This is a genomic window from Sutcliffiella sp. FSL R7-0096, assembly GCF_038595065.1.
Lineage (GTDB): Bacteria > Bacillota > Bacilli > Bacillales > Bacillaceae_I > Sutcliffiella_A.
The window spans coordinates 2,264,407-2,280,211 of record NZ_CP152003.1 but is presented as its reverse complement, the minus strand read 5'-3'; the positions used below and the strand labels follow the sequence as shown (position 1 = coordinate 2,280,211).

Sequence of the window (15,805 nt, the reverse complement as noted above, 5' to 3'; positions counted from 1 at the left end):
AGCTTCTCCGTGTCATCCTGTTGTCTAGGTCTTTAAAGGGGATGCAGGACTTTACATAGCCTCTGCGAGACTAGGAATATCCCTCATCATTCGCTTTGCGTCAAACGCTTTGTGCTTCGTGCTGATTCCATGGAGAACTTTTAAGAGTTTTCCGCATAGGACCACGATGGATTGCTTCTTGCGTAACGGATTATCCTTACGGTTTGTGTAGTAATCATGGAGCCTTTTAAAAGCTTCATTATGGCGAATCATCGGCATCATCACTCGGAATAGGAGGGAACGAAGCTTTCTTCTGCCCCTTTTGGAGATTCGCTTTTGTCCTTTGTGCTGGCCGGAGGAATTTTCCCGTAATGTCAATCCCGCGAGTTTGATTAGTTGGCGTGGATCTTCATAGTGAGAAAAGCTTCCGATTTCAGCTAGTAAATCGACAATCGTGGTATCTCCAAGTCCAGGAACCGTTGAGAGCCATTCGTATTCTACTGATGTTTGGATAAGTTCAACCAGGTGCTGCGTAATGCTTTCAATCTCTTGTTCTAACTGGTGGTAACGGCGAACGAGTGTGGCAATTTCCATACGGGCCATCTCCCGTCCTTCTGTTACCCCGATCGAGTCTGAAGCGAGTTCTATCAGTCGTATGGCTTTCGGCCTTTGGGGGGATTTGAGCCCCTCGACCTTACGGTAAAGTGCCAATACTTCATCCGGTTGTTTCTGATGAAGATCGGCCGGAAATGGTGTGCACTCCAGGACAGCCATTGCCATCTTTCCGAATGTCGGAAAGACCTGGGTGAACTCAGGAAAATAGCGATCCAGCCAGCGAATGACCATGTTTTTGACGGCACCCAGTTCCTCTGTCAACTTGCTTCTGAACGTTGAACCCACACGGAGTTCAGCCTCCACATCCTTTAGGATACGAGGATAACTGAAGCGTCCATCTTTAATCAGGCGAGCGATAACTAACGCATCTTTACGGTCATGTTTGGTTGGCAAGTTGTCATCCAATTCTTTTGACCGCTTAACGTGCATAGGATTGGTCATCACCAGGGGAATGCCTCGTTCCTCAAGGAAATAGGCTAGATTAAGCCAGTAATGGCCGGTAGGTTCAATCCCGACAATGACCTCCGTCTTTTCGTATTCTTTCATGGCAGCCAAAATACGCTCGTAAAAACGATCAAAACCGTCGCTAGACTGTAATACCGAAAAAGATTTTTGAAGCACACGCCCACGGTCATCGACAAAGCAGGCGAAGTGTTTCCGCTTTGCAATATCGATTCCGACTACAAGTGTATTTTCGGTGACTTGATTTATCTTCTGATTTTGTTTAAAATCCATGTTGGAGTCCTCCTTGGTTACCTAAGTTAGGGGTCAATTCGGTGCACGATTTGACACCCCGTATCATACCAAGAGGGCTCTTTTTTGTTCAAGTCCCCGAAAATCCTTCTAACAGGAATGCTCCTTTTGTTAAATCCCGAATTTGGAGCTTTCCCTCTTTGTCCTGATATGCCGATGGAATCTCAATGTCAAGGCATCACTACATTCAATACGTTGAATACATTGTTTACTGAGTTAAGATATCAAGTATTCAAAGTAGCTATTCACCCAATTTTTCTTCTTCGAATACTTTAAATACTCCTGTTTTTCATAGTTAAGATAATCGCGTTTTGTTGGTAGGACCCCTTATAGAGCATGTGTTATATTAACCTAATCCGTTTCATACTCCGGATAGGGGGAACGTCAAAAACGAAGCAAGAATATTGTTCAGAAAAAAACACTGTAATTGTTGCTTTACCAACAATTACAGTGTCACGATTATTCAATAGTCATCTCTAAATCTTTTATTCTCTTTTCCAAATACTTGGTGTCTTTTCGTGCATTATACCGGTCTGCTTTTTCTACTTTAACCGCGACATTGTAGTCCGGGATAAGTGCAAGTTTTTCATATCTACCCTTTGGTAATAAGAAGTTTCCTTCTGGGAAGTGAACGCCTAAATTACCTTGTGAGATATCAGCATATTTTGCTTTTCCTTGGAATACACCGAAATCGTTGTGTATAACAATACCTTCTCCTTCGGCAATACTTAACTCATGGGCATCTTTTATATTAATTAAAACATCGTAGCGCCCTGCATTATTGAATGGGTCTGTTTCTTTATAAACCATTGAGTTAAACTGCTTCCCCCGACGTGTAGTAAGGAAGAATTGGCCTTCCTTCTTACCCAGGTCAGGAATATCAACTGAAATTAGTTTTCCTTTGCCATCAGAAGTAGGGCAAATTCCATCTTCACAGAGCCATGCTCCGCCCCATTGAAAGACATCGCCTTGTTTTTTCAAGTGTTGAACCCCTTCATAATTAGGGTTTGCAATGGCTATTTCATTGCGAATCTCCTGCCCAGATTTGAAATCAACTAAATGAGCAGTCTCAGGCTTGACACGCTTGGCAAGGTCAATATAAATTCTCCATTCTGGACGAGCCTCTTCGATATGGTTCTTATTCCCTTGGATTTCAGGGGAAAAGTACACCATCCGCTCGGTTGATGTAGAAGTGCCTCCCCCTTCTTGCTCATAACGTGTTTGAGCTGGAAGGACAATAACCGCTTCTTTTGCATCAATTAAAGTCGACGTATTAAGAATGATATCTTGGTGAACACGAATATCTAATTCAGACAAGGCTTTACCAATGAATGTCGGATCAGGCATCGTTTCCAAGAAGTTTCCGCCGGACATATAATAGAGCTTAATTTTTCGTTCATGATCATTCGGTAGAACGATGTTTTCCAACGTAATTCCGACAACATCTCCTTGCCATCTCGGAATATCAAACTTCCAAATTTGTTCCATTCGCTTAATGTTATCTTCCACGAAATCTCCTCCGGGTAAGACAAACGGATCTGCTCCCATTTCACCCGACCCCTGCACGGAGGAGTGACCACGGAACGGCATTAATCCGTTATATTTACGTCCTAAATGTCCACGAAGAAGAGCAAGGTTAGCTACTTGTGAAATGTTATCAGATGCGAAAGCATGCATGGTCAACCCTAAGGCCCAAGCGTATACAGCATTTTTACTGTTTGCTAATAGGTCCGATAATTCTATGATTCTTTCTTTGGTAATCCCTGATGACCTAATGATTTCATCCCAAGATTGAGAATCGACATGGGTCTTCAGTTCCTCATAGTCATTTACATGTTCCTCTACAAATCCATGATTAATCGCTGAGCCATGCTCTTTTTCTTCCATCTCGAACCAGTGTTTCATGATGCCGTGCATAAAGGCAATATCGCCACCAATGTTCACTTGATAGAAGTCATCTGCAATTTTTGTACCGAATAAGGCAGACTCCATGTTGGAAGGTACCCAGTATTCGTCCATTGCCGGCTCTTTATAAGGGTTAACAACGATTATCTTTGCTCCACGTTTCTTAGCTTCTAACATATACTTAGTTGAAACTGGCGAAGCATTTGAAGCCACACTTCCCCAGAATAAAAGGACATCTGCTCCAAACCAATCTTGATAATTACATGTGGATGCCCCTACTCCAATAGAACGTTTTAACCCCGTTTTACTTGGTGAGTGACAAATCCGACTTGCGTTATCAATGTTGTTTGCTCCTAAGAAACGAGCCACTTTTGAAGCTACATAATAAGACTCATTCGTAATCCCTCTTGAGGTAAGATAAAACGCATACTGCCTTGGGTCTAATTGCTTCATTTTGTTAGCAATCACATCCATGGCTTCATTCCAAGTTAAGCGCGAAAACTTTCTTTCACCTTTGCGACGAATTAGAGGATATGGAATACGCCCTAATTTTCTAAGTTCTGTACTGTCATAGTTTCGCAATTCATCAATATCCGCATGTAAAATCTCTTCATTTATAGCAGGTGCTGTATTTAAACGCAGCACATTTAATCTTGTTGTACACATATGAGGACCTTTTAAAGTTTGATCAAACATACCTGATACCCCTAATGCACAACCATCACAAACACCTTGGGTTAAAATCCGTGTTGCATAACCAATATTATCTTTGTTGTCCCATGCAATCTTCATTGAATCTCTTATATGCTTAGGCTTTACTTTTCCTAACCCAAAAGGGATTGGACTCACCCAATGTTTAGGTTGTGGCATTTTCGTTGCTTTAATAGGACCTTGGTGTTTTGTACTACCCACGATAATCACTCCCTAAAATATCTTCTAACTAATCTTTATGGTTTCTCCATAAAAAAACCACCGCTATGTCCTCAGATTTTGAGAAAGATAATGGTGGTTGGGTCTTTTGCAGGATCGCTACTAAGTGCCTAGCCAATAATTATGGTGAAGTGTTTGCTTATCCGGTGCACCTTCAATGGGTATTTCCACATAAAGAGTGCAGTAAGTGGAGCCATTACACCAACTTTTTCATCACAAACTCATTTTGAAAACTTCTCTTCAATATTTTCGTCAAAAACAAAAACTGAAATTCCAAAGTCTCTTTCAATATCTATATCAACAAACAATTCCAGGAACTTACACTCCAAAAACTCTTCCATTTCTACTGGTCGGTTTTTACGGTACATGTCTTTAACCATTTCCGTTCTTGCTGCCCGTAGCATTTGCTTTCCTTCATCTGCGGTTGCAATGAATTTCTCAACAGGTGAAAGGTTTCCTTCCATCTCACATATTGCCCACTTTTTGCAAAATGTTGTACTAATTTTACTTGGACCTTTGCCCATATGTTTTTTTCGGAAAGAACGTACTAAATTACTGAATTCCGCCTCGTATTTATTCATGTTTTGTACCCTCATTTATCTTTTCTTACTAAAAGAGTAGTTCGAGTAACACAATATGTCAAATTGCTTAACTCGCTAAGCCTTTTACATCGTTTTTCTCTTTAGCTTGCTTAATATCAATTCTAATCACAAGTGAGACAATAAGTGCTGCAATAAACATAAATCCAAAGATAAATAATGTACCTGCATAACTATCTGTTGTTTCGCGAATCCATGCTGCAAGAATTGGCCCAGCTAAACCTGCTAAAGCCCAAGCAGTAAGAATATACCCGTGAATTGCGCCAAGCTGCTTTGTGCCAAACAAGTCGCTGATGTAAGCCGGAACCGAAGCAAAACCACCACCATAACATGTCAAAATTAAAAATAATACGACTTGGAACATAATTGCATGGGTGATATTTGGAAGTGCAAAGAACGAAACAATTTGAATGATAAAGAACGCTGTGTAGACATTTGGTCTGCCCATATAATCGGAAATAGAAGCCCAACCAATTCTTCCTAAGCCATTAAAGACACCCATCAAACCAACCATAGTTGCTGCAGCGGCTGCTGAAAGACCGGCAATTTCTTGTGCCATCGGTGATGCAACAGATAAAACAGCGATACCACAAGTGACATTAATAAAGAGCATAATCCATAAATACCAAAATTTCCTTGTTTTAACTGCTTCATTAGCAGTTAATTGAATATGATCTGTTGCTGCTTTCTTTCCATCCTTCTGCACATTTTCCATATAACCTGCAGGTGGCCTTTCGATATAAAGAGAGGACGCTATCATAATAACAAAATAAATAATCCCTAAAGTGATAAACGTATTCGCAATTCCAACCGTACTTATTAAATTAGCCATTATTGGACTTGCAAGCATGGCAGAAAACCCAAAACCCATTATAGCAAGCCCTGTTGCTAGCCCGCGACGATCCGGGAACCATTTAACGAGGGTAGATACCGGGGTAATGTAACCGATACCAAGGCCAATTCCTCCTAAAGCCCCATATGTAAAGTATAAAAGTCCAATTGATTCTAAATTAATAGCAAATCCCGCACCTACAAGACCGAATCCAAAAAATGATGCGGCGACTATACCCGATTTCCGTGGACCATGCTTTTCAACAAAATGACCCATAAAAGCTGCAGAAAGACCTAAAAAAACAATGGCGATACTGAATGTCAAAGAAACAGAACTTAAATCCCATCCGAGTTGTTCTCTAATTGGGTTCGTAAAGACACTCCAAGCATAAACGGAACCTATTGAAATATGAATACCAACCGCTGCTAATGCAATCAGCCAACGATTCTTTGTCTTACCTTTCACTTTTCCCATGTTCTTCACTCCTTCTTTTCTAAAAAAAACAAAAAAAAACGACGCTACTCTCTTTTAGGAAAAAATGTTTCCCAAAAAAAGCACGACGATTAGTCTCAAGCAGGTTTCGCTACTTTCATACCAATAGTAATCGCTTACAGTGTCTAAACACTTAAAAATGACGACAGGATCGCTATCTCATATTTTAAATGTTACAGATTTATGACTAAATAAATAATAACTTGTATTGAGGTTTTTTTCAATATATTTATAATAGTTTTTATAAAATTTGGAATTGACCTTATTAAATAAAAACTAAAAAACATATAGGATTGTTTTCTTAGTTAGAAAGACTTGTCAGTAATGAAAGATTGTGTTTATATTTTATACATTGAAGAAATTTCACTTGAGTAACCAAACTAAGACAAGGAGGTATTTTATGAGTTCGTGTAAACTAGATCATTCTTTAGAAGACGTAGGGAACAAGCTAGAGTCACAAAAGACATTCCTTCCATCCGATCTATATTCTAAGTGTCGAGATTTTCTTGGAACAAAGCCTGATCAGCTAGAATTAAACGAGTTATTTCACTTGTTAAAAAAATACGACCTTTCATCTAAGAAAGAAAAGGAAAATCGTAATGATGAAATAATCAAATTGGTTAACTGAAAAAATATATAAAGCCCCTTCTGTTGAACAGGAGGGGCTTTATCACTTCTTTCCATCTCTATCGACGATATACTCGTATACTTAAACTAGCACTTATTCTTTTATTCTATAATTATTCTCTCTTGACAAGTATACACATTTAACGATCGATTTCTTATAAAACCTACTGTCGTGATTTCCAACTCTTCAGCAAGTTCAAGTGCACGTTCAGTTGGAGCTGATTTAGACAAAACAATCTCACAACCAATTTTAGAGACCTTGAGCAAAATCTCGGATGACATACGACCACTGAAAACAAGAATTTTATCTTGTACAGAAATTTTATTTTTTAAACAGTAGCCATAGATTTTATCTAATGCGTTATGTCGGCCAATGTCCATTCGACTTAGTACGATGCCATCTACGTCACACAGCGCTGCATTATGTACCCCTCCAGTTTCTTTAAAGGTAGCAGCGCTATTTTGCATATCATTCATTAAGCGAAAACAGTCTTGTGGTGTCAGTTGAATATTGCGTGAAGACATTTTTTTAGCTGACATTGCATCACTGGCAAACACGAAACCTTGTCTACTCGTTCCGCAACAAGATGTGATATAGCGTTTGTTTTGAAGCCTTTGGTATAAGGGATTGATGTTTGCAGATTGTATATGTACAAATCCATTTTTATGGTCGATCCATAACTTTTCAATGTCATCAAACTTTCGAATAATGCCCTCTGATGCCAGGTAACCGATTGCCATATCTTCTATGTATTCTGGGGAGCAAACCATTGTGACAAATTCATCCCCGTTTAATTTGATCGTAACGGCTTGTTCGGTCGCGACAATATCATCTTTCCATCCAGCTTTTCCATTTTCAACACGTAGAATTTTTCTGGAAATTACGTTTTTTTTGTCCACAATTAGAGGTCCTTTCTGTTAACTTATATAAAAGCTGTTTTCGCATACTCTGTTTCTTTTTCATAATTATCTATATGACGTAATAATAGTTGCCATCGTGCTCTTTTCCTTAAGTAAAATGATATTCTCTTTCTACAATTGGAGCATTTAAATGTAAAAAATCCAATTTCCAATTTTTCACTTGGTTACAAACAACAATCTTTACGAAAAGAGCCTATATAAATGATGAAAGTTCGAGCAAGAAATAACTCGAAACTCTCATCACCTCAATGTTTATTAAGCTCCATAATAATATGACCAATCTCCGGGAGAATAAGTCTTTCCATGGCTAATTTGACTGCACCTGTCGAACCTGGTAGGGCAAAGACGACAGTTCCCATAGCAGTTCCGGCAGTGGCACGAGATAAAATTGCTGCAGATCCGATATCTTCCGTGTAGCTTAAATAACGAAAAATCTCGCCGAAACCGACCAGCTCTTTTTCGAGTAATGCTTGAACGACTTCAATCGTTACATCTCTTTTTGAAATACCCGTGCCACCGTTAACAATGACTGCTTCCACTTTTGGGTCCTGTAACCCATTTTGAATAGCGTTGTTAATCAATAAACGTTCATCGGGCACAATTTCATAAAATTCGCACCCATGCCCTTCATGCGTAAGAAGTTCTTTTATTTTCTTTCCACTCTTATCCGTTTCACTGGTTCTTGTATCGCTGACCGTTATCACCTTGCACGCAATTTTGTTAGGGGATTTTTTTCGATGATCTGCAAGCATTTATGGACCACACCTTTTATTTGATTTCTTTTACCCACCAATGTACGACATCTCAATTTTTTTTCTGTTTTTTGCTGTTTTCTCGGTTCGTTCATCTGAATAGCGGTCTCTGCGTTTATTCCAGATGGCAGAAATGGTGTTGCTCACCTCATCCATCGAAAGATTGTTTCGCATAAGGGATTTTAAGTCAAAGCCTTCTGTCGCAAATAAACAGGTATACAGCTTTCCATCTGCTGATATCCTCGCTCTTGTACATGTGGAACAAAATGAATCAGATACAGACGGGATGATTCCAACCTCTGTGTTCGTACCAACATAGCCGTACCGACTAGCGACTTCTCCAAAATATGATTCGTCAAGCGGCTCTATTGTAAAATGCTTGCCAAGTATCTCTACGATTTCTTTTTTCGTAACAACAGATGAGAGTTTCCAATCGTTTGTGCTCCCAACATCCATAAACTCAATAAAACGTAAAGTAATCCCTTTATTTTTAAAATAAGAAGCCATCGGGACGATTTGGTCATCATTGACGCCTTTTTGCACCACCATATTGATTTTCACTTCAAGTCCTGCTTCTTGAGCCGCAGCGATTCCTTTTAACACTGGCTTTACGCTGACAGATCGACCGTTCATCTTTTTAAAAACTTCTTCGTCAATAGCGTCCATACTTACATTGACACGGTCGAGTCCCGCTTCTTTTAGCTTTTTGGCATATTTCGGAAGCAACAAGGCGTTCGTTGTCAAGGCAATATCTTTAATGGAGTCAATCAGGGATAACTTTGCGATAAGTTCGTGTAAATCTTTTCTTAACAAAGGTTCTCCACCCGTTAGGCGTACTTTTTCAACACCTAAATCACCCATGGAGCGAACCAGTTCATAAATTTCATCAAATGATAAATACTCGTCTTTTGGTAGAAAAGCGAAATCAGGACCAAATATTTCAGCCGGCATGCAGTAAGAGCAGCGGAAGTTACACTGATCTGTTACGGATATTCGAATGTCCCGCAAAGGTCTTGTTAAACTGTCTTTTATAGGATTCATGTCTGTCCCTCCTTTCTAACTTCATTCGCGAATATGCTTCCCTTCACCTAATCGCTTATAAGCGTTCCAATCATTTATGTTTTGAAAAGATCGTTCATCTAACTCCAGTTGTAGTTCGGTTAAAATGGGTGCTGACAATCGTTCAATAAAATTAATTAACCGGTAATTTCCTGTTGCTAATTGCATTTCCAAATGGTGGAAAGACCGTCTATGGTACACCGCTGACAGGGGATGAAGCCTACCAGCGATTTGAGGAACAATCGCGTCAAAACGATCGTCCATCATAGATAGGAGCTTTTTAGCAGCGATATTATCAAAACAAGGCATGTCACACGGTAATACAAAATACCAAGAGGCATGAAATTGATGCATCGCCGAATACAATCCAGACAAAGGCCCTTTCCCAATATAAGGTTCGATATCTTCAATCACTTTACATTCTTCCTGATCATCAAAAAGTGGACGAATCGAAGGATGACTTACGATTACAATTTGATCGACATATGGAGTGAGAGCATCTATTGCATGTTGGTAAAAAGGCTTATCCTTATAGGTTGCAAATGCTTTTGGGGTACCAAATCTCGTTGATTCGCCGCCTGCTAGAATAATGCCAACAAGATTTTTATTTCCGTTATTAATTTTCTTCAATCTCTTTTACCCACCACTTACAGGAGGAATAAGGGCAACGGTATCACCTTCTAGTATCACGTCTTCAATATCTGCATATTCTTCGTTTACCGCTACCATGAACGTGTCTGTTTGTAGCTGATACGAATTTGCCAACACCTCCAGTAAATCTTTTACACTTATTTTTTTGAAATCTAACATCAGCTGATCTTGACCAACTTTTTCACGTAAGTGTGCAAAAAACTGTATTTTTATCATTGCTCTTTCACCTCTTCAGGTTGACCTTTTGGATAAGCAGTTTTTTCAAGTTGATCACCAATCCACTCTTCCCCATCTTCCCACTTTTCTTTTTTCCAAATAGGTACGATTTGCTTAATCCGTTCAATGGCATATTCATTTGCCTCATAAGCATCTTTTCGATGAGGAGTCGAAACTGCTATTACGACTGCTATATCTGAAATGTTGAGATTACCAGTACGATGAGAAATGGCTACCTTTGCATCCGGCCATCTTTCCTCAATTTCATTCCCAATTCTTTGCAACTGCTTTTGCGCCATCGAAGGATATGCTTCATAATGCAATGAAATGGTTCGTCGGCCTTTCGTAAATTCACGAACTGTCCCAATAAAATTGACGATCGCACCTGCATCCCGACGAACAACTTTATTTGTTACTTCTTCAATAGAAATAGGTTTTTCTGTAATCACAAACATTCGTATCACCTCCTTAAATAATCCAAAAACCAGTGGCAGTAAAGCTCTTTTTCTGTAAATAAAAATGACGTAGAAGGCAGGTCGATTTTTGGAATGGAGTAATCGTGAATTACTCCTACAACATCTTCCAATTCTTCAAGCAACACCAAATCTTCTTTTTGGTGCAACATGACGATTTTTGGATAATGTGCTTTCTTATAACCTTCTACTAAAATGCCATCAACATTCATCGCTTGATAAAGGAACAATATTTCCTCAAGCTGCCAGACTGCTTTTTGGGCTACGAGATGGAGTTTGCCTTCTCCTTCCACTACACTTACTAAAGCACCTGCGCGAAGATGTCGATCACTATCCTTCCATTCATCTGGTAGATCAGGAGGCCCTCCATGACCATGATGCTTGATCGAACCCAGTTTAAATCCATTTTCACTTGCGAACTGAATCATGTTGGAAACGACCGTCGTTTTTCCGCTGTTTTTAAATCCAACAACCTGTAAAATTGGAGGTGTCACTCCCAAGGCCATTCACTTCCCTCGGTTGACTCTAGCAGAACCACTTTTACTAAGTCCCCTTTTTGAAAGCCTCGTGTTCCTCCAGGTAGCACGATCATGCAATCTGTTGCAGCAAGTGATGTCACTGCGCTCGATTTATTAAATCCACTTGGCGCAACAGTTAGCGATTCACCCTCAAAGCTCAACTTACTCCTTACGAAGCGAGTAAACGGATTCGGTTTTGGAAAGTCTTCCGACAATCTTGCTTGAACTGGGAGTAGATGTGGCTTATCGACATATAGCTGAATATTAACTACTGGACGTACAAAAAGTTCAAATCCTACATAGCATGCAGAAGGATTGCCTGACAACCCAAACAAAAACTTTCTATCTATATGCGCCACCGTTGTGACACTGCCAGGACGCATAGCCACTTTATTAAATAATACTTGTGCATCAAGCTTTTCATAGATAGCTGGTAAAAAATCATAATCCCCTACTGAAACCCCGCCTGTTGTAATTAACATATCCACTTCTTTTAGCGCATGTTTTATGGATTGATAGCTGCTTTCAAGATCATCTTCTAACGTTCCAAGCATTTTAACCTTTGCTCCGGCTCGTTCAATTTGTGCTGCCACCATATATGCATTGCTATTACGGATTTTGCCTGGTTGCAACTCTTCACCTACATCCAAAAGTTCCGAACCGGTTGCAAAAACGCCGATTATTGGCTGCTTTGCCACCTCGACCGTTTCATAGCCGAAAGTCGCTAATAAAGCAACCACGCCTGGATTGATTTTTTGACCTTTACGAATCAGTACGGTGCCAGCTTCGGTGTCCTCTCCTTTAAACGAGATATTGTCCCCTGACTTAAAAGATCGCTTAATTGTCATTTTTTCTAAGCCGTTCTCGGTTTTTTCCGAAGCTAATTCTAGCATGACTACTGCATCACATTGATCAGGGATTTTTGCTCCTGTCATGATCCGCACAGCCTCAAATTCATTTACTTGCTTTAAAGCAACTGAACCTGCTCCAATTGTTTCAATTACAGTGAAGGTTTGTGGATTGTCCAGACTTGCCCCTCTTGAATCAATTGCTCGTATAGCGAATCCATCATAAGGTGAACGGTCAAAAGGAGGAACAGGATGCACAGCTATAATATCTTCACCTAGTATCCGCCCATGCGCATCATTTATATTGATTCGTTCTGTGGATCCAGTTTTAGCAAGTTCGACAACTTTGGATACAGCATCTCTCACAGGAATTGGCTTTCTTTTATCAACCATGTTGAAATGTAGCTCCTTTCTAAATAGATTCTTTAGATTATGATAACATGTTACAATAGCTTCAATTGGTATTATACAACATGACAAAGAGGTGCTTGCTATGTCAAAATTCACACATTTTAATGATCAAGGAAGAGCCAAAATGGTTGATATCACACAAAAAGAAGTGAGCAACCGCTCAGCAACTGCACAATCTAGCATTATAGTAAATGAAGAGATTTACTTAAGTATTACAGAACAGACTATGAAAAAAGGAGACGTGTTAGCTGTTGCTCAAGTTGCTGGTATTATGGCAGCCAAACAAACATCAACAATCATCCCTATGTGTCATCCGATTCCGATAAGTGGGATTGATTTGACGTTTGATTGGAAAAAGATTGATCAGGAATATCATCTCTCCATTTATGCAACCGTCAAAACAAAAGGCAGTACAGGTGTGGAAATGGAAGCTTTAACAGCAGCATCTGTCTGTGCATTAACGATTTATGATATGTGTAAAGCGGTTGATAAAGGAATGATCATTGGCCCTACGTTTTTAAAAGAGAAATCCGGCGGTAAAAATGGAGATTTCAATCGAGAAAAATAATAAACTATATTTCTCCTCGTTTTGTTATTCCATTTGTGATGCTTAGTAGTCCAAATGCAATCGCCACACTAAAAAAAACATAAGTAAAAGCAAGTTTCGTTTCCCCGGATTCGATTGCTACATAGATTGCGGTTGGAATAGTCTGGGTTTTACCTGGAATATTCCCCGCAAACATTAGCGTCGCACCAAATTCACCGAGTGCCCGTGTAAAGCTTAATATTCCTCCAGTAAGGAGCGCTCGACTAGCGAGCGGAATCATAATAAAAAGCATCATCATGCTTTCTGATGCTCCATCGATTTTCGCCGCCCCTTCAATATCTCGATCAATCGACGAAAAACCTACTTTCGCCGATTGAAACATAAGGGGGAAAGCCACAACAATGGCGGCTAAAACGGCTGCCATTGGGGTGAACATAACCGAACTCCCTACAATCTTTTCAATCGTTCTGCCAACGACACTATTCAGTCCAAAAATTATAATAAGGAAAAATCCAATCACTGAAGGAGGCAAAACGAGAGGTAAAATAAAAATCGTCTCCCAAAAAAGCTTGCCTCTAAATTTTTTTGTTACAAATAATCTGCCGAGTATAATTCCTAAAACCAACACTACCGCGGCTGCAATAAAAGACACCCACAATGATAATTGGATTGGAAACCAAAAAACTTGATTCATTGCGTCACCCTCTTAATTGTCATTTCTACTATCTGAAAGTAAGAACCCATGCCGGGCGAACACTTCTTGGCTTTTAGGTAAAAATAAAAAATCGACAAATTGGCTTGCTCGCTCTTGTTTTTCGCTTTCTCTTACTACCGCCGCAAAATACTCAATAGGTGTATGAAGCGATGTATCGACTTGTCCAATTACTTCGACGCTTTGGGAGGATATAGCATCGGAACCATACACAAATCCTGCAACCACGCTTTGTTGTTCAACAAGCGTAAGCACATGTCGAACATCTTTTCCATAAACTAGTCTGTTTTGCACCACATCCCACAGTCCTGATTTTTGGAGTGCTTCTTTTGTATACTTACCTGCAGGTGTTGTTTCAGGGGTTGCGATAGCGATTCGACCTTTATTATTAAGTACATCATTTACGTTTTTATGAAACCCCTCTTTATGCGAAACTATTACGAGAGTATTTAAGATCAATGGGGTATCTTGGTTGTCCCTCTCCCACACCAGTTCTTTTTCAACCAATGCTTTCATGTGCTCACTTGAAGCCGACAAAAAGGCATCTACCGGTGCCCCTTGCTCTATCTGTCTACTCAGCATGCCAGATCCTCCATAATTGAAAACAATCTTCGGACCCGGAAACTTCTCTTCAAACATTTCCCTAATTTCTTCTAAACTATCTTTTAAACTAGCTGCGGCAGAAATCGTTACCGCTTCTTGTTTCGGAACACAACCACATAATAAATGCAATAGAATGAATATTCCGATCTTCCATTTACTATTCATATATATCCCATCTAGCTAAAAACGCGGTGGTACGTTTTTTTTGCTTCCGCTATATTATTTGTGCCGTGAATCAACACGCGACCGTCTTGAAAAACGACCATTCGGTGCGGATTAAATGTTACACTAAGTAAATAAGGATTGTATTGAACGGGCAATCCCTGGCCTGAAAAAATGGTATGTAGATCATCAAGATTTACACGCTTTTTGCTTGGAGGGCGAATTTGAACAGTGTCACGGCCGCATAACACAGCTGCCTTCATCATGTTTGCCCTTGATAAGTATGGATAAACTGGTGCTTTTCCACATGTAGGACAGTCATCCTTTTTTATTTTGTCTACCTTTATAGCAGAATGGGTATTTTCCCAAAGATCAAAAGTGACAAGTCTGCCACTTAGTGCTTTGAAATCCTCTACTAAAATTTTAAGACCTTCCGCGGTTTGATAGGATACAACCATATTGACAGAAGAACTGATAATCCCAGCAGTATCACATGTTTGCCCAGCAGTCATTGGCACATTACTCCACAAACAATTAAAGCAAGGAGTAACTCCAGGCACCACCGTAAAAGTCATACCGTAGCTCCCAACGCATGCCCCGTAAATCCACGGAATTGATAATTTATGTGCCACATCATTAATTACAAAACGGGTCTCAGAATTATCTGTTGCATCGATTATCAAGTCTGCTGATGCAGCTAAAGCGAGTAATTCAACATGAGATGCATCAATGATTTCCGCGTTTATTTTTACAGATGAATTCAATTTTTCTAATCTGTTTTTAGCTGCAATCGCTTTTGGTAGACGTCTTCTTGCATCGTCTTCACTATAAAGCTGTTGCCTTTGAAGGTTGCTTGCCTCTACATAGTCCCGATCAACTATGGTAAGTTTGCCAATTCCTGCCCGAACAAGAGCTTCTGCATTTCCAGCCCCAAGCGCTCCAGCACCGATTAACAAGACATGCTTCCGTTTTATAGACTGCTGTCCTTCTTTTCCAATCGGACGAAATAATTCTTGTCTTGAATAACGATCCTTTAGCATTCTTTCCACCTCTTCACTGAAAACTCAGTTATATCACCTTATACTTTCTTTGTTGGTTTAACAAAAAGTAGTGTTTAAAGCAAATATAGCAATAATCAGGATCGGGTTCAAGATATTGGAGTTACTGTGGTGTGGATTCTTACATCTCAAGCCAAAATTC

Annotated in this window: 17 protein-coding genes; 2 read left to right on the top strand and 15 right to left on the bottom strand. The window is 39.7% G+C overall.

The genetic code is table 11. From position 1 onward, the window contains the following. Positions 1-51: 51 nt before the first annotated feature. The 4 genes from MKY77_RS11515 to MKY77_RS11500 all read right to left on the bottom strand — a co-directional run bounded on the left by MKY77_RS11515 (position 52) and on the right by MKY77_RS11500 (position 6,087). The gene (locus MKY77_RS11515) at positions 52-1,329 is read right to left on the bottom strand and encodes an IS110 family transposase (RefSeq protein WP_342515391.1); all 1,278 of its coding nucleotides are present in this window, start codon (positions 1,327-1,329) and stop codon (positions 52-54) included. Between the two features lie 477 nt (positions 1,330-1,806). Then, the gene (locus tag MKY77_RS11510) at positions 1,807-4,164 is read right to left on the bottom strand and encodes an FdhF/YdeP family oxidoreductase (RefSeq protein WP_339145955.1); all 2,358 of its coding nucleotides are present in this window, start codon (positions 4,162-4,164) and stop codon (positions 1,807-1,809) included. A 239-nt stretch (positions 4,165-4,403) separates the two neighbouring features. Next, positions 4,404-4,763: a DUF2294 domain-containing protein gene (locus tag MKY77_RS11505; RefSeq protein WP_339145953.1), complete on the bottom strand. Its 360-nt coding sequence runs from the start codon at positions 4,761-4,763 to the stop codon at positions 4,404-4,406. 67 nt (positions 4,764-4,830) lie between these two features. Continuing rightward, complete coding sequence (locus MKY77_RS11500) at positions 4,831-6,087, bottom strand: OFA family MFS transporter (RefSeq protein WP_339145952.1); 1,257 nt, start codon at positions 6,085-6,087, stop codon at positions 4,831-4,833. Between the two features lie 418 nt (positions 6,088-6,505). On the opposite strand from MKY77_RS11500, the gene MKY77_RS11495 reads away from it, so the two are divergent. Next, on the top strand, positions 6,506-6,733 hold the full coding sequence (locus MKY77_RS11495; RefSeq protein ID WP_339145951.1) for a hypothetical protein: 228 nt from the start codon (positions 6,506-6,508) through the stop codon (positions 6,731-6,733). 101 nt (positions 6,734-6,834) lie between these two features. On the opposite strand, the gene fdhD is transcribed toward MKY77_RS11495, so the two are convergent. From fdhD to glp, 8 genes are all read right to left on the bottom strand, one after another. Then, a complete protein-coding gene (gene fdhD, locus MKY77_RS11490; RefSeq protein WP_339149796.1) occupies positions 6,835-7,614 on the bottom strand; it encodes a formate dehydrogenase accessory sulfurtransferase FdhD in 780 nt (259 codons plus the stop codon). 284 nt (positions 7,615-7,898) lie between these two features. Further along, positions 7,899-8,405, bottom strand: coding sequence for a MogA/MoaB family molybdenum cofactor biosynthesis protein (locus tag MKY77_RS11485; RefSeq protein WP_339145950.1), 507 nt, complete (start codon positions 8,403-8,405; stop codon positions 7,899-7,901). Between the two features lie 30 nt (positions 8,406-8,435). After that, positions 8,436-9,446: a GTP 3',8-cyclase MoaA gene (gene moaA / locus MKY77_RS11480; RefSeq protein WP_339145948.1), complete on the bottom strand. Its 1,011-nt coding sequence runs from the start codon at positions 9,444-9,446 to the stop codon at positions 8,436-8,438. A gap of 21 nt (positions 9,447-9,467) precedes the next feature. Then, entirely contained in the window at positions 9,468-10,094 is a 627-nt protein-coding gene (locus tag MKY77_RS11475; RefSeq protein ID WP_339145947.1) for a molybdenum cofactor guanylyltransferase, read from the bottom strand. A gap of 6 nt (positions 10,095-10,100) precedes the next feature. Further along, positions 10,101-10,331, bottom strand: a complete 231-nt coding sequence (moaD, locus tag MKY77_RS11470) for a molybdopterin converting factor subunit 1 (protein WP_339145946.1) — start codon at positions 10,329-10,331, stop codon at positions 10,101-10,103. Beyond that, on the bottom strand, positions 10,328-10,786 hold the full coding sequence (locus tag MKY77_RS11465) for a molybdenum cofactor biosynthesis protein MoaE (protein ID WP_339145945.1): 459 nt from the start codon (positions 10,784-10,786) through the stop codon (positions 10,328-10,330). Before MKY77_RS11465 ends, moaD begins: the two co-directional genes overlap by 4 nt. A 5-nt stretch (positions 10,787-10,791) precedes the next feature. Continuing rightward, complete coding sequence (gene mobB / locus MKY77_RS11460; RefSeq protein WP_342515721.1) at positions 10,792-11,298, bottom strand: molybdopterin-guanine dinucleotide biosynthesis protein B; 507 nt, start codon at positions 11,296-11,298, stop codon at positions 10,792-10,794. Continuing rightward, positions 11,295-12,563 (bottom strand): gephyrin-like molybdotransferase Glp, encoded by a 1,269-nt coding sequence (gene glp / locus MKY77_RS11455; RefSeq protein ID WP_339145942.1) that lies wholly within the window; start codon positions 12,561-12,563, stop codon positions 11,295-11,297. The genes mobB and glp overlap by 4 nt, the downstream gene beginning before the upstream one ends. A gap of 100 nt (positions 12,564-12,663) precedes the next feature. On the opposite strand from glp, the gene moaC reads away from it, so the two are divergent. Further along, complete coding sequence (gene moaC, locus MKY77_RS11450) at positions 12,664-13,149, top strand: cyclic pyranopterin monophosphate synthase MoaC (RefSeq protein WP_339145941.1); 486 nt, start codon at positions 12,664-12,666, stop codon at positions 13,147-13,149. Between the two features lie 4 nt (positions 13,150-13,153). On the opposite strand, the gene modB is transcribed toward moaC, so the two are convergent. The 3 genes from modB to MKY77_RS11435 are packed head-to-tail and all read right to left on the bottom strand — an operon-like array spanning position 13,154 to position 15,645. Beyond that, positions 13,154-13,822 (bottom strand): molybdate ABC transporter permease subunit, encoded by a 669-nt coding sequence (gene modB / locus MKY77_RS11445; protein ID WP_339145940.1) that lies wholly within the window; start codon positions 13,820-13,822, stop codon positions 13,154-13,156. Between the two features lie 12 nt (positions 13,823-13,834). Further along, positions 13,835-14,608: a molybdate ABC transporter substrate-binding protein gene (modA, locus tag MKY77_RS11440; protein ID WP_339145939.1), complete on the bottom strand. Its 774-nt coding sequence runs from the start codon at positions 14,606-14,608 to the stop codon at positions 13,835-13,837. An 11-nt stretch (positions 14,609-14,619) separates the two neighbouring features. Further along, positions 14,620-15,645 carry a MoeB/ThiF family adenylyltransferase gene (locus MKY77_RS11435; protein ID WP_339145938.1) on the bottom strand — a complete coding sequence of 342 codons (1,026 nt, stop codon included), beginning with the start codon at positions 15,643-15,645 and terminating at the stop codon, positions 14,620-14,622. Between the last annotated feature and the right edge of the window lie 160 nt (positions 15,646-15,805).

Excerpts from the sequence above, each read along its gene's own strand:
- MKY77_RS11515 (WP_342515391.1), bottom strand. The coding sequence starts at position 1,329 with ATGGATTTTAAACAAAATCAGAAGATAAATCAAGTCACCGAAAATACA.
- MKY77_RS11505 (WP_339145953.1), bottom strand. The coding sequence starts at position 4,763 with ATGAATAAATACGAGGCGGAATTCAGTAATTTAGTACGTTCTTTCCGA.
- MKY77_RS11500 (WP_339145952.1), bottom strand. The coding sequence starts at position 6,087 with ATGGGAAAAGTGAAAGGTAAGACAAAGAATCGTTGGCTGATTGCATTA.
- MKY77_RS11495 (WP_339145951.1), top strand. The coding sequence starts at position 6,506 with ATGAGTTCGTGTAAACTAGATCATTCTTTAGAAGACGTAGGGAACAAG.
- MKY77_RS11485 (WP_339145950.1), bottom strand. The coding sequence starts at position 8,405 with ATGCTTGCAGATCATCGAAAAAAATCCCCTAACAAAATTGCGTGCAAG.
- moaA (WP_339145948.1), bottom strand. The coding sequence starts at position 9,446 with ATGAATCCTATAAAAGACAGTTTAACAAGACCTTTGCGGGACATTCGA.
- moaD (WP_339145946.1), bottom strand. The coding sequence starts at position 10,331 with ATGATAAAAATACAGTTTTTTGCACACTTACGTGAAAAAGTTGGTCAA.
- MKY77_RS11465 (WP_339145945.1), bottom strand. The coding sequence starts at position 10,786 with ATGTTTGTGATTACAGAAAAACCTATTTCTATTGAAGAAGTAACAAAT.
- glp (WP_339145942.1), bottom strand. The coding sequence starts at position 12,563 with ATGGTTGATAAAAGAAAGCCAATTCCTGTGAGAGATGCTGTATCCAAA.
- moaC (WP_339145941.1), top strand. The coding sequence starts at position 12,664 with ATGTCAAAATTCACACATTTTAATGATCAAGGAAGAGCCAAAATGGTT.
- modB (WP_339145940.1), bottom strand. The coding sequence starts at position 13,822 with ATGAATCAAGTTTTTTGGTTTCCAATCCAATTATCATTGTGGGTGTCT.
- modA (WP_339145939.1), bottom strand. The coding sequence starts at position 14,608 with ATGAATAGTAAATGGAAGATCGGAATATTCATTCTATTGCATTTATTA.
- MKY77_RS11435 (WP_339145938.1), bottom strand. The coding sequence starts at position 15,645 with ATGCTAAAGGATCGTTATTCAAGACAAGAATTATTTCGTCCGATTGGA.